Source organism: Paenibacillus crassostreae, assembly GCF_001857945.1.
Classification (GTDB): Bacteria; Bacillota; Bacilli; order Paenibacillales; family Paenibacillaceae; genus Paenibacillus_AQ; species Paenibacillus_AQ crassostreae.
Map to the genome: position 1 here is coordinate 1,298,456 of NZ_CP017770.1, position 25,920 is coordinate 1,324,375.

A 25,920-nucleotide genomic window follows, 5' to 3' on the forward strand; every position below is an offset into this window, starting at 1 on the left:
TTATAATATCGTACTGTATGTTTACTGATCACGCCTACGTTCTTGATTAAGTTTGATCTTCGATTCATTCCCTTGTTCTGTCGCTTGATAGAATACGCGGCGTGAGATTTCCTTAGGTAAATAATCCTGCTTAACATAATGATTTGGGAAATCATGCGGATACTTATACCCTGCGTGTCCTAATTTAACAGCGCCTTTATAATGAGTGTCTCGCAAATGCAGTGGTACCTCCGCTGATCTAATATCTTCTATAGCATTCATAGCTTTAGAAATGGCCAAGACTACCGCATTGGATTTAGGGCTTTCTACTGCAAATAATATCGCTTGCGAAATATTCAATTTCCCCTCAGCCCATCCATTATTCCGAAAAGCATCAAGCGCGCTCACTGCTTGAACCATCGCTTGTGGATTAGCAAGCCCAATATCTTCACTGCATGCCGCGATCAGTCTTCGTATGAAAACCATCGGATCCATACCAAGCTTCTCAACTCCATAAAGAAACCAGAATATTGCGGCATCACTGGAACCACGAATACTCTTATGAAATGCCGATATGACATCATATTGTGTAGATTCGTCTGCTTTAACGATAGGTCGGCGTATCGACTCTTCGGCCACTTCAATCGTAACATGAATTATCCCATCGTCTTCTGGGGTTGTTGTTAGCACTGCAAGTTCCAACGCATTGAGGCCTCTTCTAATATCTCCATTAGCCATCGCGGCAATATGCTCCAATGCATCTTCATCAACGTTCAGTTTCATGAAGCCAATACCCTTCTCAGCATCTACTAATGCTCTTTTCAAAGCGATCAAAGAATGCTCCTTGGTTAACGAATTCAACTGAAAAAGCGTCGACCGGCTCATTAAGGCCCCATTAACGTAATGAAAGGGGTTCTCTGTTGTAGCCCCAATAAATATAATAGTCCCCTTCTCAACTGCAGGTAACAATGCATCTTGACGAGAACTATTAAAGCGATGAACTTCGTCTAAGAATAGAATCGTTTTACTACCATATAAAGTCTTACTACTTTGAGCTTGCTCAATAACTTCACGAACATCTTTAACTGTAGCCTCTACGGCATTTAGTCGCACAAAAGCAGCCTTTGTATGGTGGGAAATAATATGAGCTAACGTTGTTTTACCCGACCCAGGAGGACCATATAAAAGAATAGAAGAAACTTGATCCGCTTCAATCGCACGTCGTAATAATTTACCAGGCCCAATAATATGTTCTTGTCCTATATATTCATCCAGATTCACCGGACGCATCCGATCAGCCAACAGCCGTGAATCCATAACCGAATCTTGTTGAAATGTGAATAAATCCATTATCTTCACGCCCTTACTATTATCCATAGAATTAAGATATCTTAGACTATCATATCACAATCCGCATGAACTCAAGAAAGACCATCCAGCATCAATTGCTAGACAGTCCTTCGATTTAATTCTACCATCATACTGCTAACGCTCCACAGGAGCTTTATTTAGCTCAATTCGCATTTTGACAATCACCTTACGTATACTATCTTCGGACAAATGATATACTTGCTGAAGATCTTCTACCGACCGACCTTCTGTATATAAATGATAAATCTCTTGATTCCTGTGAGTTATCATCTTCCTCGTACCGCTAAGTTCTCCCCAGCCTATGCGCTGGTTGTTCTTCTTCGGAATATAGATTAATTCCCCTTGAATATGTTGTTGAAGTTCCTTCAATAATTCAGGTGGGAGTACATCCCTGCCATTTTTGTAATTTGCGATAATCAACGTCCTCCTTAAACGATTGCTTTTGTCCTGCTCCATTTAAGTTAATTTGATAAAAAATCATTGATTTCGCCTCCTTTTCATTTAGATTGTTCCAACTCAATCCATTATACCCCTTTGAATCCAAAATTTCCTTAAAAAAATAAAAAAGAGAGACCGCTTATGGCGGTCCCTCTTCATGAGGCTTCCGCTTACGCGGAAACCACCTCGTATGCTTTGATCAAATCAATCAGCCTCCTTTCACGGCGTAATGGTCGGTCCGACACCCTTATTAACTCATATTATGGGATATACCAACAAGTGAAAGAATAACTATAACTGTTTATTATTCAGGCCATCCTTGTATAGCAATATCCTCTTCTGTGTTCCTCAAATAACTAGGAACATCTTTACCATGCAGTATCCACAATTCATGGAGTGCACGAGTACATCCCACATACATGAGTTTAGCATCCCATGAGTTATGACCGTAATGGTCTGTATCGGCATCGGCAACAATCACTGCATCGAATTCCAAACCTTTAGAGAGATAAACTGGAAGCACAGAGAACCCACCTTGATACACTTGTTTACTTCCATCGATCAAATGGAGATCTGCAACATTATTAACAAGTTGTTCATGTAGTTCTCTAGCTTCTTGAAGGGTTCTTGTCAATATCGCTATTGTCCGATACTCCTTCGCAGACAATCTATGCAGAGCATCTTGTAGGTTATCTGTTCTTACTCCCATATCTTGATTATAAGAAATCAACCGTACTGGATCTCCACTACGGAACACTGGAACAGCCATAAGGTCACTCTGGACACCTTTTTCAAGAATCCCATTCGCAAATTCTATGATCTCCATCGTAGAGCGGTAGCTTCGTGTTAATGCAAAATAGGCAGTATCATCTGGTTGGAATAACGAACTCATCTCTTCCCAGTGATGAACTCCTCGATAAGCATGAATTCCTTGCGATAAATCGCCTAATATTGTAAACGAATGTCCTCTTACAAAAAAATCTAATACCGCGATTTGAAATGGAGAAAAGTCCTGCGCCTCATCTATGACGATATGATCAAATCGCTGCTCAGTCGTAATATCATTTAGAAGATAATGAATATATAAGAGTGGAGATAGATCCTCTTCACGAATAATATCTTTCTTCAGATCTTGCTGGGTGGACTTCAATACCTTATCAGGAATCCCTTTATGCAATTCTTCTGAACATCCGGTCGGAAGCTTTAGTGTACGAAATATTTGTTTATATAATGTCAACGGCTCATATTTAGGCCACTTTACAGCATAGCTTTTCTCACGTTGTGTTGCTTTTTTCTTATGTTCTTTATAGATTTTCTCAGATGGAGATTTCTTGAGTTCCATTTCAACCCAGCGATGTATTCTTGCCATTACACGCTCTTTCCGCTTAGCAAGTGGGTAAGGTTTATATTCTTCATGGTACCAGTATAGAATCTTATCACGTGACAATACTTTACCTTCCCACGGTGTAAAATCCCCTTCTGGAACGGAAGTATGTTCTAAAGACTCAATCAAGCTTGAGATCATCTTCATGAGTATTAATGACCCTTTAAATCTTCCAGGTACATCATCATTCAATTCACTAGTTCCACCTTCACGCTCGAACCAATAATGAAGCGTTTCTGATGCATCAGCTAAAGGGAAATTCAAATCAAGAATATCCATAGCCCAATCGGCAAACGTACTCTGTTGTATATCTCCCACACCTAATTCAGGCAGAACATCCGATATATAATCTAAAAACATATGGTTAGGAGCAAAAATGATCATTTTTTCAGCCGTAACCTGCTCTTTATACTGATACAGTAGAAAAGCAAGCCTATGAAGTGCAACTGTTGTTTTCCCGCTTCCAGCAACCCCTTGAATAATCAATGCTGTGTTCTTCGCTGCACGAATGATCTGATCCTGTTCAGCTTGTATCGTTGATACGATATCACGCAGACGATTATCTTTGTTCTCTCCAAGACGATAGACAAGGAATTCATCCGACACAGCAGGTTGCTCACTCTCGCGATTATATGTATCAGCAACTCTCTCAAGAATCTGTTTACGAATAACTACATTTCGTTTCAGAAACACAAGTCCCTCGATTAAACCTTCAGGCGCCTCGTAGGTAGTAGATTCTTCACCACCAGTGAACGAATAGAATAGGCTAGCAACAGGCGCTCGCCAATCAATAACAAGTGGTTGCTCTGCTACAACTTCTCGATCCACACCTATTTTTCCAATGTACAAAGGTTTTCTTTCTTGATCTTGTTTACCTTGGAAGTCCAATCTGCCAAAATAGGGCTCCTGCAAGCTTTTAGCTAGTGCAATACGTTTCTCTTCCCTAGACGCCTCAAGAATTTGCTCTGTGAAATCATGCCCTGTGTAGACATCGATACCCTGTAGTCTTTCTAGTTGACGATCTATTTCTGATATCGCTTCATTCAGCCTTTTCTCTTCCTCTTGATAGGCACTTTGAAAATCTTCTCCCAATTTCAGTTACCTCCTAAAAGTTTTATGGAGCAATACTAACAGTACTTTCTACGCAACAAAAGAAGCTAAGTATAACATACCAGTAATACAGAAACCACTGTCCAAATGTAGCTCATAAATTCTCTTTTTACATAAGTGCATTTATAACAAAATTCGCTATAAATAGCACAGCAATCCCGTATAATACGGGTGATACTTCTCTACCTTTATTCTGCGCAAGCTTAACAATGGGATAGGCAATGAAACCAAAAGCCATTCCATCAACAATACTATAAGTAAACGGGATCATTACCATGATCAAGAAAGCAGGAAAAGTCTCAGTAAGATCAGAAAAATTCATTTCTTTTACATTCTGTACCATCAGTCCACCAATAATAATAAGAATAGGTGCAATCGCGCTATCTGGGATCCATGTTAATAGTGGGATAAAGAAAAAGGTAGCACCAAACAAAATAGCAGACACGAGAGAGGCTAATCCTGTTCGCCCACCTGCTGCAATTCCAGCAGTAGATTCAGCCGCTGCCACCACCGGACTTGATCCAAATATACCAGCAAATATATTGGTTAATGCTAAGGCACGAAGAGCACCCTTAAAGTTCTGTGGTCGACCGATAATTGTAGTCTGAGAAGCAACAAGTCCGATATTCTCAAATACAACAATTAGAAGCAAAAGAAAAACCGCAATCCAGAATACTAAGCTTGCAATATTACCCCAGGATAACGTTGCAAAAACATCACCATATTCTTGAAATGTACCGCCTGACTTCGCTCGCGTAGTCGTTGATCCTGCTCCAAGGAGATAGGCAAGTCCCGTTCCAGTGAGCATGGTGATCAACAACCCACCTTGAACTCCCCTTACAAAAAGAACCATCCCAAGCAGAAGTGTCACACAAGAGACGATAACAGAAGGATCAGTGAAGTGACCAATAGCCACAAATGTCGTCTGGTGAGCAATGACTATTCCACTCTTCTGCAGTCCTATAAATGTCAAAAATAAACCAATCCCAACCGTTATCCCATGTTGAAGATTTGCTGGGATCGCATCACTAATGGTTCGATATAATGATGTAAATGCGACGATCGCAAATAATATACCTGTAACCGTTACTACTGCCAGTGCCTCCTGCCACGAAAGCTTCAACGAATGAACCAAAGTATAGGTGAAAAATGCATTAATTCCCATGCCAGGAACGACAATGATAGGTGACTTCCCACCAAAAGCCATCAGTAGACAGCCCGTTATGGATGTCAATATAGTACCAACCATAGCAGCCTTCAAAGGCATCCCTGCATCATGAAGTATCGTTGCATTCACCATCACAATATATACTACGGAGAAGTAGGATACCATGCCGGCAATCCATTCTCTCTTCCAATTATCATCTGAGGTAAGGCCCAAACTCCTATGCCAAAAGCTCGCTTTCATATACACTCCCCTATTCTTAAAACTATATTGCATCATTACTCATTCTGTATTCCAACACCACAAAAATGACGTGATGCCGAAATCGGCAACCACGCCAAGCTGTTCACTTATTAATATATCATCTTCAAGTATTTATTCCTTTATTCGCAAGAAGATCACGCATCGCTACACTAGACATAATTAGTCCTACAACTGGAGGTACAAAAGAATTACTTGCTGGAGGTTGTTTAGCTTTACGTCTTTCAGGAGCATTCTCCGGCACAATTTTCTGAGTAATGTCTTCAAGTGGCTTCATGGGTGTCTCCGTGGAGAAAACAACCTTCACACCTTTCTTAATACCATCCTTGCGTAATGTGGTGCGAATTATTCTTGCAATAGGATCCACCGTTGTCTTCGATATATCTGCTACTTGAAATCGTGTTGGATCCATCTTATTCGCAGCACCCATACTTGAGATCATCGGAATCTTTCGCTTGAGGCATTCTTTTATAATATGAATTTTATAAACGATAGTGTCAGACGCATCTATAATATAATCCAAGTCATATTTGAATAATTCTTCATATGTTTCATCCGTATAAAACATATTGAGTGCGATCGCTTCACATTCCGGATTTATCAATTTTACCCGTTCAACCATCAATTCCGTCTTCTGCTGACCAACGGTCGTGAGTAGTGCATGGATTTGGCGGTTAATATTCGTAATGTCTACAACATCTTTATCTATCAGAATAATCCGTCCAACACCCGAACGAGCTAAGGCTTCCACTGCAATGGATCCAACGCCTCCGATGCCTAGAACAGCTACCGTGCTATTCTTCATCACTTCAAGTCCTTCAGTTCCAATCGCGAGTTCAGTACGTGAGAATTGATGCAACATTGATTCGTTGCCTCCTTTACTATTTCTTGTCATCACCCGGTTTTTTTGCGAGCTTAATATGAAGTTGTTCTAACTGTACATTTTCTACAGGAGATGGAGCATCCATTAATAGATCTGTTGCACTTGCTGTTTTTGGAAATGCAATCGTCTCACGAAGATTAGTACGTCCCGTTAGAAGCATTACAAGTCGATCGAATCCAAAGGCAATTCCGCCATGTGGAGGAGTTCCATATTCAAATGCATCCATAAGGTATCCAAATTTATCATTAGCCTCTTCCGGTGAAAGAGCGAGTGCGTTAAACATTTTTTCCTGGATGTCACGTTTAAATATCCGCATGGATCCCCCACCAACTTCATAGCCATTTAAGACAATATCGTAGGCTTCTGCACGCATCTTAAGAGGATCAGTGTCGAATAAATGTAAATCTTCATCCTTCGGACGAGTGAACGGATGATGTTCTGCAATATAACGTTTTTGATCTTCATCATAGCTCAAGAGAGGGAAATCTAATACCCATACAAATTTGAATTCCTTATCATCAATCAGTCCTAATTGACGACCAATTTTCAGACGTAATGCACCAAGCACATCTGCAACAATCTTTGTATTGTCAGCTGAGAATAACAAGAGGTCTCCCTCTTCCGCCCCAGTACGTACTTTTATAGCTTCAATTTCTTCTTCTGATAAGAACTTCACGATAGGCCCTTTGAATTCGCCTTCTTTGACTTGAACCCAAGCCAAGCCCTTAGCGCCATAACGTCCAGCGAATGTTCCTAGCTCATCAATATCTTTACGGCTCCAAGTTCCGCATCCTTTAGCATTAAGACACTTCACTTGTCCACCTTTTTCAATAACCGAAGCAAACACCTTGGCACCACTATTAGCTACGATATCACTTAATTCCACAAGTTCTAAACCAAAACGTAAATCAGGCTTATCAGACCCATACTTACTCATAGCCTCAGCATGACTGATGCGTTGGAAAGGTAAAGGTATTTCTACACCAATGGTTTCTTTGAAAAGTCGTACCATCAATTGTTCCATCATATTTAGAAGTGTATCCCGATCTATGAATGAAGTTTCAATGTCGACTTGTGTAAATTCTGGTTGACGATCTGAACGAAGATCTTCATCACGGAAACAACGAGCGATTTGATAATACCGTTCAATACCACCCACCATCAGTAACTGCTTATAGATTTGTGGAGATTGTGGTAATGCGAAGAACTCTCCTGCATGTACACGACTTGGTACTAAGTAGTCTCGTGCACCTTCTGGTGAACTCTTAGTCAAAATAGGTGTTTCCACATCGATGAAACCTTCTTCATCTAAGAAGTCACGGAATATTTTGGCAGCCTTCGAACGCAACATAAGTGTTTTTTGCATTTCAGGTCTACGTAGATCCAAGTAGCGATACTTCAGACGTAAAGATTCATCTACTTCAACGCCATCTTCAATGAAGAATGGAGGTGTCTTTGATCCATTTAGGACATCTATTTCAGTAATATGAACTTCAATTTTCCCTGTTGGAAGGTTATCGTTCACAGTCTCTGCATCACGTTCTACAACCTTACCTGTAACAGATAATACATATTCGCTACGTACTTTATCAGCAATAGCTAGTGCATTACCGGAGTAAGCAGGGTTAAATACGATCTGTACGATCCCGCTACGATCACGGAAATCAATGAACATAACGCCTCCAAGGTCGCGGCGAGTCTGTACCCAACCATTCAGTGTGACAGTGTCTCCAATGTTCTCTGACGTTAATTTACCACATTGATGTGTTCTACTCATTCATCATCATTCCCCTTATATATAATTAGCCAATATGGCAATTCAACCTAGTTTTAGATGCATTTCATCCAATTTCACTGTAAGCTGCTCACCAGTCTCCATTGATTTTAGTGCTATTTCACCGCGCTCGAGCTCATCATCACCAAGAATAGCTGTAAAGCGAGCTTTTAATCGATCCGATGATTTCATTTGTGCTTTCATCTTCCGACCCAAGTAATCTCGTTCCGCCGAGAATCCCATTTGGCGAAGTTTGAATAACTGTTTAGTAATTTCCTTATCGGCTTCTTCACCTAAACTAACAAAATACACATCTAATGGTTTTAGAACATTAAGTTCTACCTGTTGCTTCTCAAGGATCAGCACAATTCGTTCTAGACCAAGTCCAACACCAATTCCTGGTTGATCAGGACCACCTATACCACTAACAAGTCCGTTATAACGTCCTCCACCGCCAATAGTATCAATAGCACCAATACCCTCAGCCTTGAATTCAAAAGCGGTATGTGTATAATAATCCAGTCCACGAACGAGTCGAGCATTAACGACATAATCCACTTCCATGGCATCTAAATGCTGTTTCACCTTCGCAAAATGCGTACTGCATTCCTCATCTAAACTATCTAGTATCGAAGGAGCATCATGAAATTTATCTTGATCCACCTTACAATCGAGAACACGCATTGGATTACGATCAATCCGTGATTGACAGTCTTTACATAACTTGTCTTTCATCGGATTTAAGTAGACTAGAAGTGTTTCACGATAAGCTGTACGAGTCTCAGGTGTACCTACAGAGTTAACTTCTACCTTCACACCCTGAATTCCTAATTCTTTGCAGAATTGATAACCTAGAGAGATAACTTCTGCATCAATTGCTGGATCCGTTGCCCCGAAAGCTTCAATCCCGAACTGATGAAATTGACGATATCGTCCTGCTTGTGGTCGTTCATAACGAAACATAGGTCCGATATAATACAACTTGCTTACATCGGGTTCACCATACAACTTATTCTCCACATACGCTCTGACTACGCCTGCAGTTCCTTCAGGACGCAATGTCATACTACGGTCACCTTTATCGTTGAATGTATACATTTCCTTCTCTACGATATCTGTTGTATCCCCAACACCACGTACAAATAAGTCTGTCTGTTCAAAAAGCGGCGTGCGAATCTCACGATAATTAAAGCGTTGGCACAAATCTCGCGCTTTCTGTTCGACATATTGCCACTTTTCTACCGCACCTGGCAATAAATCTTGTGTTCCTGTCGGTTTTTGAAAAGCCATTGCAACTACCTCCATATACATAATTAACCAATTTATAAAACAAAAAATCTCCCGCCCTGTTCATAAAGAACCAGGGACGAGAGATTATCATTCACATAATCACCCGTGGTACCACCCACATTTTCAGATATTAATGCTATTTCAGGATCTACTTCAGATCTTGGTTAGCTATCTGCTCATACGATTAACGCCCGTTCAGCGCAGTATGGCTACCTCAAAATTACGAATGGTCTATATCGACACTTTCGTTTGCTTCGCCAACTGTTCTCGAGGAAGTCATTCATCCAGTCATCAAGAGAATCCTTACAGCCAAGGGATTCTTCTCTGTTCTTGTGGGGCTTGGATTACTTAATCCCGTCATTGAATCAATTTTCAACTATTTTTTGATTGTAATGAACTAGCGCGCTAAAGTCAATAGCTGACATCTTTTTACGACAGAAAAAAACCTACAATCGATATTGTAGGTTCAAAATTATATTTTAAAAGGGGGTCATGGGTTTATTATAGTCAGACTATGTTAAGAGAACATGAATAGTGTATTACAGTAATGTTACGTTTTTGGAAGCGCTTCAATATGAGCGCCATTTTGACGTAGTTTTTGAATGATTTCATCATAATGTTCGTCTTCAACCTTGGCGACTAGTACATATTTAAGATTATCGTAATCATTGGTATCTACATCACCTGCATCCGTTAAGTCTCCAGTCTTATTTATATTAGACTCCGATTCCACGTCTGATCTATCATCAATGTCATCCATTATTGGAACAATATTATTTCCCGCGATTCCACCCGTACCTGGCACACCCAATGAGCCTGCTGTATTTATATTACCAGAAGGATTAAATGCTACTAAAGGTAATTGGAGATTACGGTTACGTCCAATCGTAGTTTCTAGTCTACTTACTTCTAAATTTTCTGTTTTATAGCCGATAAGACTTGTTTTTGCACCTTCTGCCTGATCTTCTGTTTGAAAATAAGCTTGGATTTGTTCTGACATGGGAAATCCTCCTTTTGTATGCAAATCATAACTCGCGCTATAAGCACTGCTTGTTATTACCCAAACACCCTTCTTTTATAACAGTATAATCCCTCACATAATCTTACATTCAAAAAAGACAACCCATAATGGTTGTCCATTTCCATGTTTAACATTTAATTTATCCATCTAGTGTCTAGGAATGTGATTTCTCCAATGCTCTTTGGGATTAACCATCCCGAGTGGAGTTGACATCAGGTTCGCAGAACGTTCATCACTCTGCATTATCTCCCTCAGATGGCCGATTGTGAGTACAGAATATGCTTGAAATGAAGATTGTTTAGGGGATTGGCGCATGTTGTACATACTCCTTTGTAGATGAGAATGAACTTAATCTCTTTCCTCATCATCCCCGCTGGAGGCATAATCTATGCGTCTGCCCTGCTATCAATAATCAAAGTTACTGGTCCCCAATTCGTAAAGGAAACATCCATCATCTCGCCAAATCTTCCAGTTTCAACTTGAATCCCTTTTGACTCAAGTTCGTGGTTAAAAAAATCATAAAGTCCTTCAGCTATATCTGGTTTGGCTGCAGCCATAAAATTTGGTCTCTTACCTTTACGACAATCGCTATATAATGTGAACTGAGATACTGATAATATTGCTCCACCCGTATCTTTAACGCTAAAATTCATTTTGCCATGTTCGTCTTCAAAAATACGTAGACCCACGACCTTCTCTGCTAAATACTTAGCGTCCTTCTCAGTGTCTTCATGAGTAACACCCACTAGAACCATAAGACCTTGGCTAATCTCACCCACAATATTTCCATCCACTGCAACAGAAGCCTTTTTGCAACGCTGGATAACGACTTTCATAAGATCTTACTCTCTCCTTTTATCAAACATTCAACCCTATCCAACGATTATTGGATAATTCGGTTTACTGTATATATATCCTTCACCCTTTTAATTCGCTCAACGACTGAATGAAGATGGTCCGTATTACGTATAAGAATTGTCATATGCATCTGTGCCATTTTATTCTTATCCGATCGACCTGTTACAGCTGAAATGTTGGTCTTTGTTTCAGAGACTGCCTGAAGCACTTCATTCAATAGACCATTACGATCATGACCGGTAATCTCAATATCCACACTATAATTGGCTTCAATTTGGCCTTCCCATTCCACCTCGATCACGCGTGCTGCTTCCTCACCATCGATATCATTAGGTATATTAGGGCAATCCGTGCGGTGAATAGACACACCTCTACCGCGTGTGACATACCCAATGATCTCATCCCCTGGTACAGGGTTACAGCATCTTGCGAACCGTATCAGTAAGTTGTCAATCCCTTTTACACGCACACCATTTGTAGGACGATTTCTTTTATCTACAGTAGCAGGCTTGATTTCCTTTTTCTCTGTAGTCAATTCGATCAGATTGGCTTCTTCTTGCTCTTTTCGCATCTTCTCTGTTAATCGGGAACATATTTGAGACGCGGTTATCCCACTATATCCAATAGCTGAGAGCATATCCTCTATATCGTTAAAAGCAAACTTTTTAGCTACTTCTATGAGTTTATCATCGGTCAACCAGTCTGAAGGTTCCAATCCGAGACGTTTAAGTTCACGTTCTATAGATTCGCGACCTTTCTCAACATTCTCTTCACGTCTTTCTTTCTTAAACCACTGTTTGATCTTACTCTTGGCATGAGAAGACTGAGCAATCTTGAGCCAATCTTGGCTAGGACCATAAGAATGCTTAGAAGTCATAATTTCGACAATATCTCCAGTTTTCAACCTGTGATCTAAAGGTACAATCCGACCGTTAACTTTAGCACCTATAGTTCGATTTCCAACTTCAGTGTGGATACGATACGCATAATCTAATGGTACTGAACCTGATGGTAACTCGACAACTTCGCCTTTAGGTGTAAATACGAAGACAAGATCAGAGAAAAAATCCATTTTAAGTGACTCTACAAACTCAAATGCATCTTTAGCCTCGTGCTGTAGCTCAAGTATTTCACGAAAGAATGTCATCTTGTTGTCGAAATTGCCAACCACTGCTGTTCCTTCTTTATAAGCCCAGTGAGCTGCAATACCGAATTCAGCAGTCTTATGCATTTCTATCGTCCTAATTTGTACTTCGGTAGGTTCACCGTTAGGGCCAACTACAGTAGTGTGCAACGATTGATACATATTAGCCTTTGGCATTGCTATATAGTCTTTAAATCGTCCAGGCATTGGTTTCCACAAGGTGTGAATGATACCTAATGTGGCATAACAATCTTTAATATTGTCCACAATAATACGAATTGCAAGTAAGTCGTATATTTCATTGAATTGCTTATTTTTCGTAGTCATTTTGTTATAGACGCTGTAAATATGCTTAGGTCGACCTGACAGGTCTCCATCGATACCCATCTCACTTAATTTTTCTTTTATCTTTTCGATCACATTCTCAATAAATTCTTCTCGTTCAGCACGTTTCTTGTGGATGAGATTCGCAATGCGATAATACTGTTGTGGATTTAAGTATCTTAGTGAAAGATCTTCCATCTCACCTTTAATTGCAGAAATACCAAGCCGATCAGCAATAGGGCAGAAGATTTCTAATGTTTCGTATGCAATTCGACGTTGACTTTCTTCTGATTGAAATTTCAAAGTCCTCATATTGTGCAAACGGTCAGCTAATTTAATGACAATAACACGGATATCCTGAGCCATAGCAATAAACATTTTGCGGTAATTCTCATTCTGTTGCTCTTCTTTAGAACCAAACTTAATTCGCTCGAGCTTAGTAAGCCCGTCTACAAGCATTGCACAAGGTTCGCCAAATTTATCGTGTATTTCTACTAAAGACACCGTTGTATCTTCAACGACATCATGTAATAGAGCAGCAATAATGGACAAAGTATCCATCTGCATATTCACGACAATTTCTGCAACCGCTAGCGGATGCAGAATATAAGGTTCGCCCGACTTACGTAATTGACCGTAGTGAGCTTGGTCCGCAAATTCATAGGCTTCACGAATGCGGTTTAGATCATTTTCTTTTATATAGGCTTCAGCCTTTTCAAGTAATCTTTCTATGCCCATTCTCGTTCAATCCGTTTCCCTTCTATATAAAATGGAACCCGCATGTTCATTAAACTTTGCAGGTTCCCTCCGTGTGATTTTTTATTAATTATGACGCTTGCGACGCAATACGTCAACACTTCATGCAATTACTGGTAATAGCTACCATGAAAGGGTCTTTCTCGTCAAAAAAACGAATATTCGTGGTGATTATCGAAAATGATATTGTAAATTCTCTGAAATCTATTTAATCTATATAAAGCTGATTGAGACAATTCATTAAATAACTATTGGGAGTGAACCACATTGCAACGAGAAATTCAAGTAAATGAGAAATTACCCTTGGGTTCAGGCTTTCTTCTTAGCCTACAACATTTATTCGCTATGTTTGGTAGTACCGTATTAGTACCTAATCTATTCGGTGTAGACCCGGGTATGATTTTACTTATGAATGGGATTGGAACATTATTCTACATTTTCATTTGTAAAGGTAAAATACCTGCTTATTTAGGTTCAAGCTTCGCATTTATCGCACCTGTTACCGGAGTCTTGATTGCTCATCCTGAAAATGGATATTCTCTAGCTTTAGGCGCATTTATTATCACAGGTGTTATTTTTTGTATTGTTGCTTTAATTGTTAAGCTTGCAGGCACACGTTGGATTGATGTCGTCTTCCCTCCAGCTGTTATGGGAGCGATTGTTGCAACAATCGGGCTTGAGCTTGTTCCTGTCGCTGCAAGTATGTCTGGCCTTATTGCTCCCGAGGGGGCTACTACATGGAGCCCAGATCCTGCTACTATCATTATATCCATGACAACGTTAGGAGTTACAGTTATTGGAGCACTTATGTTCCGTGGCTTTCCGAAGATCATTCATATATTGATTGGTATTGTTACTGGTTACATACTTGCCTATTACATGGGTGAAGTAAACACAGCAGCTATCGCTGAAGCTAGCTTCTTCGCTTCTCCGCAAATTACAACACCAAGCTTTGATTTATCTGTCATCCTAACGATCATACCCGTCTCTCTAGTCGTTATCGTTGAACACATAGGTCATTTACTTGTAACGAGCAACATTGTCGGTAAAGATCTCAACAAGGAACCAGGACTACATCGTTCTCTTCTAGGTAATGGTCTCTCCACTATTTTATCCGGATTTGTTGGATCAACTCCGAATACAACTTATGGTGAGAATATTGGTGTTATGGCACTTACGAAAGTTTATTCTGTCTTTGTTATTGGCGGAGCTGCTATCATAGCCATTCTACTATCTTTCTCAGGAACATTTTCATCTGTTATCTCTAATATTCCACCTGCTGTTATGGGGGGCGTTTCCCTCCTATTATTTGGGGTTATTGCTGCTTCGGGGTTAAGAATATTTGTTGAACAAAAGGTTGATTTCTCGAAAGCATCTAATTTGATCTCAGCCACCCTAGTACTCGTAATTGGCTTGAGTGGAGCAACACTAAGCTTTGGTGGTGTAGCACTCAAAGGTATGGCACTAGCTACAATAGTAGGGATCGTACTCGCTCTGTTCATCAAAATATTAGAAGTACTTGGACTATCTAACGAAAAAGATGACTCGGCTAAAGGTAACGGATCTACACACTAGAGTCCTAACAATCTATAATTAACACTTAATAACATGAATTTATGATGAGAAGGAGATTTCCCGTTCGATTGAGAACGGGAAATCTCCTTTCTTTTTTGAAGCTTTATATTAACCCATTGATTTGACACATGCGAAAAACAGGTATCATTTACACAATTGGATTGTGTAAATGATACCTGAAACCAAAGTCCCCCACATCATATTTCCCGGGAAACTTATTTTTTAAGATTCATAAGAGAGAAGTGTTAACACTTCAACATCCGTTAATTTCTCACGACCATTCAAATGTGTTAGCTCAATTAGGAAGGCAGCACCTACAATATTCCCACCTAATTGGCGAACTAAGTTTACTGAAGTCGATATGGTCCCACCTGTTGCCAATAAATCATCAGCGATTAGGACATTTTGTCCTTTTTGGATCGCATCTGTATGCATAGCAAGACTGTCATTACCATACTCCAGATTATAACCCGCTTCGATTGTCTCGTAAGGAAGTTTACCCTTTTTACGAATTGGAATGAAACCCACACCCAATGCGTAGGCAAGCGGAGCTCCCACAACAAATCCTCGGGCTTCAGGTCCCGCGATCACATCGATTTTCAAATGAGCAACAAGCTCTTTTAGTTCGTCAATAGCTTTTTTGTAGCCTGCGCCATTCTGAAGCAATGTTGTAATATCTTTGAAACTGATGCCTGCTTCTGGAAAGTCAGGAATGACGCGAATATAATCTTTTAAATTCAAGTTAATTTCCTCCTAAAAGTTTTTGAGCATTACTTCTTATGGAATACTTCGAGAAAACTTTCTTCGTAAGCATAATCCAAGTTTTTGAGCATTACTTCTTATGAAATACTTCGTGAAAACTCTCTTCGTAAGCATAATCCATGTTTTTGAGTGATTATTGAGCAACAATACTTGTTATTATGAGACCCCTTTCAAAAGGGATAGCATCCAATCGGTTAATTGAACAGTATTTGCATCAACCAATTTCTGCTCCATCTCCGCAAGCTCAATCAATTCACGGAAATGTGATGATTGTTCTAGGTCTTTCTTAGATGGTGCAGATATTAGTGAAATCATATCATTGCTCCGTTCTATAAAAGACAACTCTTCGAATACATCCATCATCTTAGAAAGCATCCTAATTGAGACTGAAGCTTGTTGGCTTATTCTGTCTAGCACTGTTTTCTCAGATACGGGCTCTGAACATAAACGGATCAACATAATATACAAATTCTTAAATAAATCTCGATCAGGAACTTGAAGTTTCCCTTTAACATGGCGCTTCACGTCATAGAGAAGAATAATGTTGTGTAATGACTTGAAACCAGACATCATCTTCTGCAGTTGTTCTGGAGTTCGGGGTAATTCCAATACAAATAACGTCGTAATACCATCTATATCATCATGAATAGCGATGGCATTCTTAGCTACTATTTCACCGTTCTTATCATAACCCCAAAGAGATAGTTCGTTCAAATGATTTCTCGCACAATTTAATGTCTGTTCTCCACAAATGGCTGCTATATTGATATTATCACTACGATGTCGAGAGCCAAACAGATGTAAGAATCGTTTTAAATTCTCTTCAACATCTAGAACTTCACGCAAATCAAAGATCTGTGGCTCAGATATCCTCAAGTCATGGAGCATAAGCTGCAATTTTCGTGAGCCATTCCACTCATTAATTGTTAACTCACCAATGACATCCATTGAAGCACCAACAGTTAGTAGTTCTGCTAAATCACCTTGTCCAAAAGCAACAGCTTCTAGTCTACTATGGCCTTGCTGCATCGTGAGTCTAAGATGCTTCTGATCACGACCCATCTTACGAGACTCTTGCATTACTACATCCTTGATGATGAAACGAGGAACAGGATTAGCCATCCCAAAGGGTTGTAGCGATTCCATCTCTTCGATCACTGTTATTGGTAAATCTGCTAACTTCCATTCCCCATCAGCTATTGTAACTGGAATTAAATCTTCCGGTGTTATGATCGATTGAGCATATTGATTAAGTGCTTGTTCAAATTCAGCTAGCTGACCGATATGTAAGCTCATTCCAGCAGCTGCAGCATGCCCACCATAATGATCCATTAAATGTTTACATGACGATAGGGCTACATACATATCAAATCCTGGAATTGATCTTGCAGAACCCTTACAGTTTCCAGTTTCCTCATCAATACCGAGAATAATAACTGGGCGATAATACCGTTCTAATATTTTTGAAGCTACAATGCCTACTACACCAACATTCCATCCTTTACCAGTCAGTACGATAACAGACGGCACACCACCAGACTGTATCTTCTTTTCAAGCTGACCTAGTGCCTCCTGAACAATATCTTCAACCACAACCTGGCGCTGTTTATTCAAGTCATCTAATTCATGAGCTAGTCCTAGTGCTGCTGAAGGATCGCTAGATGTCAATAATGAGACTGCTCTTCCTGCGTGATCCAATCTGCCACTTGCATTTATTCTTGGTGCCATACTAAAGCCAATATTGGTGGATGTCAGAGTCTTATGATCAATCCCACATACTTCGATCAATGCCTTAATCCCTTCAAAAGAGGATTTACGCATACATGTTATCCCTGATTGAACCAAAATTCGATTCTCACCTGTCAACGGCATTAAATCCGCTACTGTTCCTATTGCAACAAGTTCAGTCCACTCTATAGGTGGTTCCCCTAACAAGGCCTGACATAGCTTATAAGCAACTCCTACTCCAGCAAGCCCTTTATAGGGATATGGGCAATCCGATAGCTTAGGATTAATGAGAGCATAGGCATCCGGAAGAATATCCGGTGGTTCGTGGTGATCAGTAACAATAACATCTATCCCCAGCGAATTTGCATAAGCAACTTGTTCTACAGCGCTAATCCCTGTATCTACAGTTATGATGAGAGAAACACCTTGCTGATGTGCCCAATCTAGAGCATGATTATGTAGTCCATAACCTTCATTGGAACGATGAGGAATATAAATATCATATGAAGCACTCATATAACGCATGAGATAGATCATCAATGAGGTACTAGAGACTCCATCTGCATCATAATCTCCATATACTAAAATATGCTCTTTACTTTCTACAGCTTGATGAATTCTAGGTACAGCCTCTTTCATTCCCCGCAACATAAAAGGATCATGCAAATCATCCATACTACCTTTCATAAACTTGTTAGCCTCATCAATAGTTCGAATTCCTCTAGTAATTAAAAGTGAGGCTAATAATGGAGATATCGATAATGCCTTCACAAATTCCTGTATTGTATCATTATTGTATGGCTGAGGCTGCCACTTGTATTTAGAATGAATCACGATAATTCACCTTTCTTTACCCAGCTTGTTCATATCCGGTCTATTGAATGGATTTTATTGGAGCAACGTGTGCATTTCCTGATTATTTAAATCGTGATTGGACTTATACGGATATCCTGGATCATAGGGAGCAACTTGTATATTGACATCACTTACATGTAGAAAACGGTTCATCAGCAATTTCTTTACACGTTCTGCAATATCATGTGCCTCATATACTGTAATCCGTGGATTAACGCTAACTTTTACATGAAGGATAATATAATGTCCAGACTCTTGTATTCTTAAATCATCCACTGTAATAATTCCATGAACTCGCTGAATTGTATCAATAAAGTTAATAGTATTCTCTTCTGCTATCTCCTCCTGAGCAAGCCTACCATAAACAGTATCCATGGTAAGGAGATATCCTTTTCTAATTACTAATCCAGCAACGATAATACCCGCAATAGAGTCCATGTATAACAATCCAGGCCAACCATACATCTCTCCTGCAATCGAAAGAAATACCCCAATAAATACAATCAATGAAGTGATTAATCCTAATCGGTGGTTCATGACATGACCTAATTGCAATTGCTTATCATCATTATCTTTTTTCGCTAATCGATATTGAAATTGAAAGATAGCTTCTCTCACCGCAAAAGAGACAAAAATAGCAACAACTGAAAATTGACCTGGTGCTTTGAGATTACTTTTCGAAAGATCCTGAATGGCTTGAGTAGCCATTTGTACTCCTCCAATCAAAACAACTATTGAAAATAATATCATCACAATAGATTTGATTTTCCCGGATCTACGTTTATTCGTAGCATGAGCCCTCTTCCAAGGAGTTTTATTAGCAAGTGAAGTGAAGGCTTCCGTTACTGAATACAATGCATCTCCAAGTAAAGCCTTGCTATCCGAAAAATAGCCAACGACTCCTTTGAATACAGCAAGCATTAATTCAGTGATAATTCCTGTCCAAGTTGCAGTTTTAATTGGTGCTGAATGTTGTATAGCCACATAAGTCCTCCTCTAGCAACTTCATTGCCGATAATGCCAGTCGAGATTCAATACCCTTCCCATCTATCCGCACGGGTGGTTTAACATGATGAACTCTCATATGTCTAATCATATAGAAAGCCGCGTCGATAATGACCGCGGCTTTCTTCTTAATTAAACCCAATATTTGAACTTTATGATGCTTTGCCGACTTTTGTATTCTTTTGTTTACCCTTAAGAAGTAACCAGAATGGGCTCGCGATAAAGATAGAAGAGTAGGCACCGAATAATAACCCGATGACCATCGCCAATGAGAACATCTTAATCGATTCTCCTCCAAACATGAATAGGAAGAACGCTGCTATAAAGACCGTAAGTGCGGTATATAATGAACGCTTAATCGTTTGATTAACACTCTTATTCACTACAACTACAAGATCTTCATCTGTTTTCAACTTAGCGAAACGTAAATTCTCACGTATCCGGTCAAATATAACAATCGTATCATTAATGGAATAACCAATAATAGTCAACACAGCCGTTATGAAGATTAATTCTACTTCCAATTGGAATATAGAGAACACGGTGATGACCAAAAATGCATCATGCACAAGCGCCAAAATAGCTGCAAGTGCGAACCGCCATTCAAAACGAATGCTGACATAAATAATAATACCAATACAAGATAGAAGAACCGCATAGATGGCATTTCTAGCAAGTTCTTTTGCCATTTGAGTATCCACTGTATTAACTTCAAATGAAGCTGTGCTGTCTAGTTTGAGAATAGCTTCTTTCAATTGTTTATCGTGATCCTCTGTCAGCACTTCATTAAAGCGAATATTAACCCGATTTTCACCCGGTGTAATACTCGTTCCTTCAGCGACTCCAATCTCTTCAATAATCGGGTTAATATCGCTTATTGTTAGTGATTTTGAGAGTGATACGTCCACATTAGAACCAGCTTTGAAATCGACACCAAAATTCAATCCAAAGACAGAAAGGCAAATAACACCAACGATTGTAAGGACTATAGAAATCATATAGAAATATTTACTAACATGAACAAAATCGAAATCCTTTTTAAAGTGCACGAATTTCACTCTCCTTCACACCAAATTGCTTCGGTTTTTTAAGTAGGCCTGACTTAACCAAAAGGGTAATCAGCCAGTGAGAGAAGTATACGTTCGTAGCAATACTTAATACAATCTCTATAATCAATACTAATGCGAAACCTTTTACTGCTCCAGATCCATAAGCGTACATGACACCCGCAACAATAATCGTCGTAATATTAGAATCTAATATTGTACGGAATGAATTCTTGTTACCCGCCTTAACTGAAGACATAACACTTCTTCCGTTACGCATTTCTTCCCTAATCCGTTCATTGGTAATGATGTTAGCATCTACAGCCATTCCAATTCCTAGAATAAACGCTGCAATACCTGGTAACGTTAAGGTGAAATCCGCCAGAACGAATACTAGAATAAGTAGCCAAGTATGCAAAATCAAAGCAAAACTTGCTAATAATCCAGGTAAGCGATAAATTCCGATCATGAAAATAAGTATAAGTACAGATGCAGTAAGTCCTGCAATTATCGTTTTATCTAGAGACTGCTTACCAAGGGTAGCACCTACACTTTGAGAGTATTTCTCTGTTAAGCTCAGTGGTAATGCTCCTAGATTAATAGTATCTCGAAGATTATTAGCTTCATCAATACTATAACTGCCTGTAATTTGTGCTTTCCCATCAGTTAATTCTGCTTGTACCGTGGGTGCAGAAAGCATCGTTTCATCCAAGAAAATAGCTAATTCTTTGCCAATCAGACGTTTAGTAACTTCAGCAAATTTATTCTTATCATTCACTTGGATACTGATTTCAGGTTTATTCAAAGTGTTATAGACAACTTCAGCACCGTTCTCTTTGAAATCACTTCCTAAGAGCTCCACTTGGGTGAAATCAGTCTGTTCTATACCTCCATTTGGCGCACTACGAAAGGTAAGGTTCGCAGGTTCTTTCATTTTCTTTCTAACCTCAGCTTCGTCGGTTACCCCAGCGATTTTCAGCCGAATTCGATTAGATCCTTCTGTTGTCACTTCTGGTTCACTAGTTCCCAGTACATTGGCCCGTTTTTCTAAACTTTGAGCTGTACTATTCAACGACTCCTGAGTGACTGCTTGTCCTTCAACTAGAGGTGTAGCCTCATAGAGAATTTCAAATCCTCCCTTAAGGTCGAGGCCCAAACGGACCTTATCAAGTAATCCCGGAGTAGAAACAAGCATTACTCCAGATAAAACAATTACTGTTACAAAAAAACTGATGATTCTCTTCATTCCGTTCTTAGTTCCCCTTTCGTTCTCAATATTCCTATTATAGCTATGCGTTAAAATGCAGTCAATTTATCATAACTGAAAACTTCGTTTCATTACGTTATGCAATACTCCATTTTCTTCGATAACAACGGCAAAAAGGACCCATTCTTAATCAAAAGTGGACCCTTTATATGCTGATATTGTCATAAAATTCATAAATGCTGTGACCTTCAATGAAAGAATATCATTGACTAATTTATGAAGCGAGGGTTCTCCCTCCTTATCATATCTTGAACCAACACAGTTCCAAATATCTTTACCTGTCACATTCTCATATCCAATAAGTCTGAATTCCTCAGCTTTGCTGTTACACATCATTTGAATATTTTCATCTAACTGGGCCGTGCTCATTCCTTCCATATCCATGCGTACCTCATCCTCTCTATGATGCCTGTACCGCTTACCGACTAATTCGACTTCTAAACTCTAATTCCTTTTTTAAATGAAACACAAAGCTTAGCATGAGAATGGACAGGTTGAGCATATCCATATAGTAAGCGTCATGTAGGACAACCGACACAACCGACACAACCGACTAGCCTTGACTTGGAAAGAGGGAGTGAACATTGAACAAATATCAAAAACAGACATTTATCCAAGGTACATTAATACTATTATCAGCAGGGATCATTAATCGAATCTTAGGATTTATCCCACGAATTGCTCTGCCTCGAATCATTGGTGCAGAAGGTGTTGGTATTTACCAACTCGGATATCCTTTTTTCCTTGTCATCATGACATTAATTACTGGAGGAATCCCACTTGCTGTCTCTAAACTAGTGTCTGAAGCAGAAATAGCTGATAATCCGCAGGCTTCTCGAAACGTTCTACGCATTAGTTTTGGTTTAACATTTGGACTTGGCATCCTATTTATGTTTCTCTCCATTTGGTTTGCACCCTGGGTTACGCAAGTCATTCTAACAGATCCAAGAGTATATCATACTTTTGTCAGCATGAGTCCCATGCTAGTTATTGTTGCTATATCCTCCGTGTTCCGCGGATACTTCCAAGGTAAACAAAATATGATTCCTTCAGCCGTTTCCTCTATTGTAGAGACGGTGGTTCGGATTATTTGCGTTCTGTGTTTTTCATTTATGCTTCTGCCTAAAGGAATTGAATTTGGTGCTGCCGGTGCAATGCTGGGTGTTATGGCTGGTGAGTTTGTAGGCCTACTTATATTATTATATCACTATCATGCAGATGACAAGCATAACACATCATCTAATTCAGCTGGTAAGTCTCTGGAAGTTCCCAGAATGGAAGGCGGCGTACTTCGCCGTTTGCTCAAAATTACAATTCCAGTTACCGCTGGCAAACTAGTAGGTTCCTTTTCCTATTTATTCGAATCCATAATTACTGCACAAAGTCTAGCCTTAGCTGGGTTTGCTACTTCTGTCGCAACGGCTCAGTATGGTGCGTTGCAAGGTATGATCATTCCCCTACTACTATTACCAGGAGCACTAACAACATCTCTTGCAGTTTCTCTCGTACCTTCTTTATCTGAGGCTGCGGCACGTAATGAGCATGCCACTATCCACAAAAGACTTAATCAAACTATTAATATTGCGCTCGTAACCGGAGCACCATTCTCTGTGCTAATGTTTATCCTATCTGCTCCATTATGTTTATTACTGTACAGCAATCAGGAAATTTCGGGTATGTTACAGCTTATGGCGCCATTCACCTTATTTATTTACATACAGGCTCCTCTACAAGTAGCACTTCAGGTATTGGATCATCCAGGTAAAGCTTTACGGAATACATTGATTGGAGCAATTATTAAGTTATTCCTTATCTGGTACTTATCCTCACAACCAGAGTATGGTATTTACGGTGCCGTCATTGCCATTATTATTAACAGCATTATTGTTACCTTACTACATGGTTTCAGCGTAACACGACTACTCTCGTTCAAATTCAATATTTTAAATATGTTAAAAATATGTTTTGCTATGCTTTTGATGGGTATAGGAGTTCAACTCGCTTATACTCAACTACCTTTTCACCAACATACATGGTTACAATTTCTTATCTCATGTGTCATTGGATTCGCAATATATATGGTGATAATTTTTAGAATCAAGCTCGTTTCTATACGTGATATTGAAAAAATACCGATTATCGGACAATGGCTCCCATTCAAGTAACCCTGTTCTACTTTGATGGGTTTCCGAACTTATTATCTTTTAAATCAATATAGATTTGATTGTTATGATCAATACTACACAGAAAAATATCCTTAAAGTCACTTACTCCTTTAGATTGAATCTCGTTCTTTAACCAGAATCGTGACTTATTAATTAATATTAAATTTTCATCCATGACTCTACCATCCATAATTAATGGAATTGGTAACCCTTGATTATTCACCTTTCCTCTAGGAATAAGTATTTTTTTTCTACTCTTCAATTTCTTAGATCTTGTATAAGACTCTTTACTGTATCGGTCAGACTCCGAAGTAATCTCTTTTGGAAAAACCGTAAGTTGGCCCGTCGTCTCTAATATCGCAAACTCCACATTCGCGATGTTATCGATATCTTTTTGACGAATCTGAAACATTAGATCATCCAGATTATATCGTTGATTCTTCATCGCTTCTCGATGTATCTTTCCATTGGATATGAGTACCGTGGGTTTACCATCAAACAATAGCCGCAATTTCCTACTTTTCAACCCAATTTGGGCGATAACGATTTGTAACAGTACAAGTGTAACCATCGGAATAATTCCGTCCATAACCGGTCGTTTAATATCATCAATCACAAAAACGGCAATTTCCGCAATCATGATAGATATTACTAGATCGAATATGGAGAGTTTTCCAATTTCTCTTTTTCCCATAATTCGAATCGTGGCATATATCACAACATACATCAGCAATGTTCTCAAAATATATGTCATAAACTCAGATGGCACTTATACCCGCTCCCTTAATCTAGTTTCGATTGAACATATTATATTGTTATTGTCACCTTATATCAGACAACCCATTCAAATATCATGACTTTCAATTCATGGAATCATTCATTTCGATGAGTTGTTATTGTAATACTAGGGCAAGCCTCATCATACAATTACAGTAATAAGTGGAGTAAGAGGGGGTACTAATAATATGCAGTTTATCCGTCAGTTCATCTCATTTAGAATTAACAATTCGATTCTAGCCGGGCTATGTTATGCATTCTCTTGGATGATGCTAGGGGCGTTCATTCTATCATTATTATTATGGTTGTCCGGCATGCAAGAACATGAGCTTGCTAAGTACACCTATATCATTCACGGAATTTCCTCCGCAATAGGTGGAATTGTATCTGGGAAACGTTCAGGAAGTAAAGGATGGGTTCATGGGGGAATAACTGGATTGTTATACGGAATTATTATTCTACTTATTGGTTTTCTCGCATTAGATAACTCTTTTACTACGAATGATTTGATTGGCATTTGTGTCAGCATTATTATTGGGGCAACTGGTGGCATGTTCGGTATAAATTTAAAGAAATAATAGTCACCAATGACAAATAGAGGTTGTTCATCAGTATAATTACTAATGGACAACCTCTATTGTGTTGAGAATAATCCGATTGGATCTCAACTATTTACTATCTACTCGTTGCGTACACCTTGACTTATAGAACTACGGTCAAAAGTTAGCTTAGTTGCATCATTTACAAGAAGTACAATCGTATCATCTGTGATTTCTACAATCGTACCATGAAGTCCACCAATTGTTACTACTTTGTCACCCTTAGAGAGTGCTCTCAACATAGCAGTACGTGCCTTTTGTTTCTTCTGTTGAGGACGAATTAACAAGAAGTAAAAGATCGCAAACATTAAAACAAACGGCCAAATTAGTGAAACGATACCTGATGCTCCACCAGCCCCAGCATCTGCTGCAAATTCAAACAT

The 25,920-nt window shown here is 39.3% G+C and carries 21 protein-coding genes; 3 read left to right on the plus strand and 18 right to left on the minus strand.

Annotated elements, in window-relative coordinates; all coding sequences use genetic code 11:
* Nucleotides 1-21: 21 nt before the first annotated feature.
* The 10 genes from LPB68_RS06245 to LPB68_RS06290 all read right to left on the minus strand — a co-directional run bounded on the left by LPB68_RS06245 (nt 22) and on the right by LPB68_RS06290 (nt 13,740).
* On the minus strand, nt 22-1,329 hold the full coding sequence (locus LPB68_RS06245) for a replication-associated recombination protein A (RefSeq protein WP_068659170.1): 1,308 nt from the start codon (nt 1,327-1,329) through the stop codon (nt 22-24).
* 135 nt (nt 1,330-1,464) lie between these two features.
* Nucleotides 1,465-1,764 carry a CD3324 family protein gene (locus LPB68_RS06250; RefSeq protein WP_232510250.1) on the minus strand — a complete coding sequence of 100 codons (300 nt, stop codon included), beginning with the start codon at nt 1,762-1,764 and terminating at the stop codon, nt 1,465-1,467.
* Nucleotides 1,765-2,092: 328 nt separating this feature from the next.
* The gene (locus LPB68_RS06255) at nt 2,093-4,264 is read right to left on the minus strand and encodes a HelD family protein (protein WP_068659165.1); all 2,172 of its coding nucleotides are present in this window, start codon (nt 4,262-4,264) and stop codon (nt 2,093-2,095) included.
* 127 nt (nt 4,265-4,391) lie between these two features.
* Complete coding sequence (locus tag LPB68_RS06260; RefSeq protein ID WP_068659163.1) at nt 4,392-5,690, minus strand: NCS2 family permease; 1,299 nt, start codon at nt 5,688-5,690, stop codon at nt 4,392-4,394.
* A gap of 124 nt (nt 5,691-5,814) precedes the next feature.
* Nucleotides 5,815-6,570, minus strand: a complete 756-nt coding sequence (locus LPB68_RS06265; protein ID WP_068659161.1) for a tRNA threonylcarbamoyladenosine dehydratase — start codon at nt 6,568-6,570, stop codon at nt 5,815-5,817.
* Between the two features lie 19 nt (nt 6,571-6,589).
* A complete protein-coding gene (aspS, locus tag LPB68_RS06270; protein ID WP_068659159.1) occupies nt 6,590-8,368 on the minus strand; it encodes an aspartate--tRNA ligase in 1,779 nt (592 codons plus the stop codon).
* 42 nt (nt 8,369-8,410) lie between these two features.
* The gene (gene hisS / locus LPB68_RS06275; protein ID WP_068659157.1) at nt 8,411-9,655 is read right to left on the minus strand and encodes a histidine--tRNA ligase; all 1,245 of its coding nucleotides are present in this window, start codon (nt 9,653-9,655) and stop codon (nt 8,411-8,413) included.
* A 550-nt stretch (nt 9,656-10,205) separates the two neighbouring features.
* Nucleotides 10,206-10,655, minus strand: coding sequence for a hypothetical protein (locus tag LPB68_RS06280; protein ID WP_068659155.1), 450 nt, complete (start codon nt 10,653-10,655; stop codon nt 10,206-10,208).
* A gap of 407 nt (nt 10,656-11,062) precedes the next feature.
* Nucleotides 11,063-11,512: a D-aminoacyl-tRNA deacylase gene (dtd, locus tag LPB68_RS06285; protein WP_068659153.1), complete on the minus strand. Its 450-nt coding sequence runs from the start codon at nt 11,510-11,512 to the stop codon at nt 11,063-11,065.
* A gap of 47 nt (nt 11,513-11,559) precedes the next feature.
* The gene (locus LPB68_RS06290; protein WP_068659150.1) at nt 11,560-13,740 is read right to left on the minus strand and encodes a RelA/SpoT family protein; all 2,181 of its coding nucleotides are present in this window, start codon (nt 13,738-13,740) and stop codon (nt 11,560-11,562) included.
* A 285-nt stretch (nt 13,741-14,025) separates the two neighbouring features.
* Between LPB68_RS06290 and uraA the strand changes: the two genes are divergently transcribed.
* A complete protein-coding gene (gene uraA, locus LPB68_RS06295) occupies nt 14,026-15,333 on the plus strand; it encodes a uracil permease (RefSeq protein WP_068659147.1) in 1,308 nt (435 codons plus the stop codon).
* Between the two features lie 222 nt (nt 15,334-15,555).
* Here uraA and LPB68_RS06300 read toward each other — a convergent pair whose 3' ends face one another.
* The 6 genes from LPB68_RS06300 to LPB68_RS06325 all read right to left on the minus strand — a co-directional run bounded on the left by LPB68_RS06300 (nt 15,556) and on the right by LPB68_RS06325 (nt 22,380).
* Nucleotides 15,556-16,074 (minus strand): adenine phosphoribosyltransferase, encoded by a 519-nt coding sequence (locus LPB68_RS06300; RefSeq protein ID WP_068659145.1) that lies wholly within the window; start codon nt 16,072-16,074, stop codon nt 15,556-15,558.
* A gap of 177 nt (nt 16,075-16,251) precedes the next feature.
* Complete coding sequence (recJ, locus tag LPB68_RS06305) at nt 16,252-18,657, minus strand: single-stranded-DNA-specific exonuclease RecJ (RefSeq protein WP_068659141.1); 2,406 nt, start codon at nt 18,655-18,657, stop codon at nt 16,252-16,254.
* A 54-nt stretch (nt 18,658-18,711) separates the two neighbouring features.
* Entirely contained in the window at nt 18,712-19,662 is a 951-nt protein-coding gene (locus LPB68_RS06310) for a cation diffusion facilitator family transporter (RefSeq protein ID WP_068659139.1), read from the minus strand.
* A gap of 173 nt (nt 19,663-19,835) precedes the next feature.
* Nucleotides 19,836-20,732 carry a protein translocase subunit SecF gene (gene secF, locus LPB68_RS06315; protein WP_082865753.1) on the minus strand — a complete coding sequence of 299 codons (897 nt, stop codon included), beginning with the start codon at nt 20,730-20,732 and terminating at the stop codon, nt 19,836-19,838.
* Complete coding sequence (secD, locus tag LPB68_RS06320) at nt 20,722-21,975, minus strand: protein translocase subunit SecD (protein WP_068659137.1); 1,254 nt, start codon at nt 21,973-21,975, stop codon at nt 20,722-20,724. Before secD ends, secF begins: the two co-directional genes overlap by 11 nt.
* Before the next feature lie 147 nt (nt 21,976-22,122).
* Nucleotides 22,123-22,380 carry a post-transcriptional regulator gene (locus LPB68_RS06325; protein ID WP_068659135.1) on the minus strand — a complete coding sequence of 86 codons (258 nt, stop codon included), beginning with the start codon at nt 22,378-22,380 and terminating at the stop codon, nt 22,123-22,125.
* A 200-nt stretch (nt 22,381-22,580) separates the two neighbouring features.
* On the opposite strand from LPB68_RS06325, the gene spoVB reads away from it, so the two are divergent.
* Nucleotides 22,581-24,161 (plus strand): stage V sporulation protein B, encoded by a 1,581-nt coding sequence (spoVB, locus tag LPB68_RS06330; protein WP_068659133.1) that lies wholly within the window; start codon nt 22,581-22,583, stop codon nt 24,159-24,161.
* 7 nt (nt 24,162-24,168) lie between these two features.
* On the opposite strand, the gene LPB68_RS06335 is transcribed toward spoVB, so the two are convergent.
* Nucleotides 24,169-24,930 (minus strand): YetF domain-containing protein, encoded by a 762-nt coding sequence (locus LPB68_RS06335; protein ID WP_418303820.1) that lies wholly within the window; start codon nt 24,928-24,930, stop codon nt 24,169-24,171.
* A gap of 196 nt (nt 24,931-25,126) precedes the next feature.
* Here LPB68_RS06335 and LPB68_RS06340 point away from each other — a divergent pair, with 196 nt between their 5' ends.
* Nucleotides 25,127-25,516 (plus strand): TIGR04086 family membrane protein, encoded by a 390-nt coding sequence (locus LPB68_RS06340; RefSeq protein WP_068659129.1) that lies wholly within the window; start codon nt 25,127-25,129, stop codon nt 25,514-25,516.
* A 101-nt stretch (nt 25,517-25,617) separates the two neighbouring features.
* Here the strand turns inward: LPB68_RS06340 and yajC are convergent, their stop codons facing one another.
* Complete coding sequence (gene yajC, locus LPB68_RS06345) at nt 25,618-25,920, minus strand: preprotein translocase subunit YajC (protein ID WP_068659126.1); 303 nt, start codon at nt 25,918-25,920, stop codon at nt 25,618-25,620.

What these genes read in the sequence shown, in the direction of transcription:
- LPB68_RS06340 (WP_068659129.1), top strand. Translation starts at nt 25,127, where the DNA reads ATGCAGTTTATCCGTCAGTTCATCTCATTTAGAATTAACAATTCGATT.
- LPB68_RS06245 (WP_068659170.1), bottom strand. Translation starts at nt 1,329, where the DNA reads ATGGATTTATTCACATTTCAACAAGATTCGGTTATGGATTCACGGCTG.
- LPB68_RS06325 (WP_068659135.1), bottom strand. Translation starts at nt 22,380, where the DNA reads ATGGATATGGAAGGAATGAGCACGGCCCAGTTAGATGAAAATATTCAA.
- hisS (WP_068659157.1), bottom strand. Translation starts at nt 9,655, where the DNA reads ATGGCTTTTCAAAAACCGACAGGAACACAAGATTTATTGCCAGGTGCG.
- aspS (WP_068659159.1), bottom strand. Translation starts at nt 8,368, where the DNA reads ATGAGTAGAACACATCAATGTGGTAAATTAACGTCAGAGAACATTGGA.
- LPB68_RS06280 (WP_068659155.1), bottom strand. Translation starts at nt 10,655, where the DNA reads ATGTCAGAACAAATCCAAGCTTATTTTCAAACAGAAGATCAGGCAGAA.
- LPB68_RS06290 (WP_068659150.1), bottom strand. Translation starts at nt 13,740, where the DNA reads ATGGGCATAGAAAGATTACTTGAAAAGGCTGAAGCCTATATAAAAGAA.
- secD (WP_068659137.1), bottom strand. Translation starts at nt 21,975, where the DNA reads ATGAAGAGAATCATCAGTTTTTTTGTAACAGTAATTGTTTTATCTGGA.
- LPB68_RS06260 (WP_068659163.1), bottom strand. Translation starts at nt 5,690, where the DNA reads ATGAAAGCGAGCTTTTGGCATAGGAGTTTGGGCCTTACCTCAGATGAT.
- dtd (WP_068659153.1), bottom strand. Translation starts at nt 11,512, where the DNA reads ATGAAAGTCGTTATCCAGCGTTGCAAAAAGGCTTCTGTTGCAGTGGAT.
- yajC (WP_068659126.1), bottom strand. Translation starts at nt 25,920, where the DNA reads ATGTTTGAATTTGCAGCAGATGCTGGGGCTGGTGGAGCATCAGGTATC.
- LPB68_RS06265 (WP_068659161.1), bottom strand. Translation starts at nt 6,570, where the DNA reads ATGTTGCATCAATTCTCACGTACTGAACTCGCGATTGGAACTGAAGGA.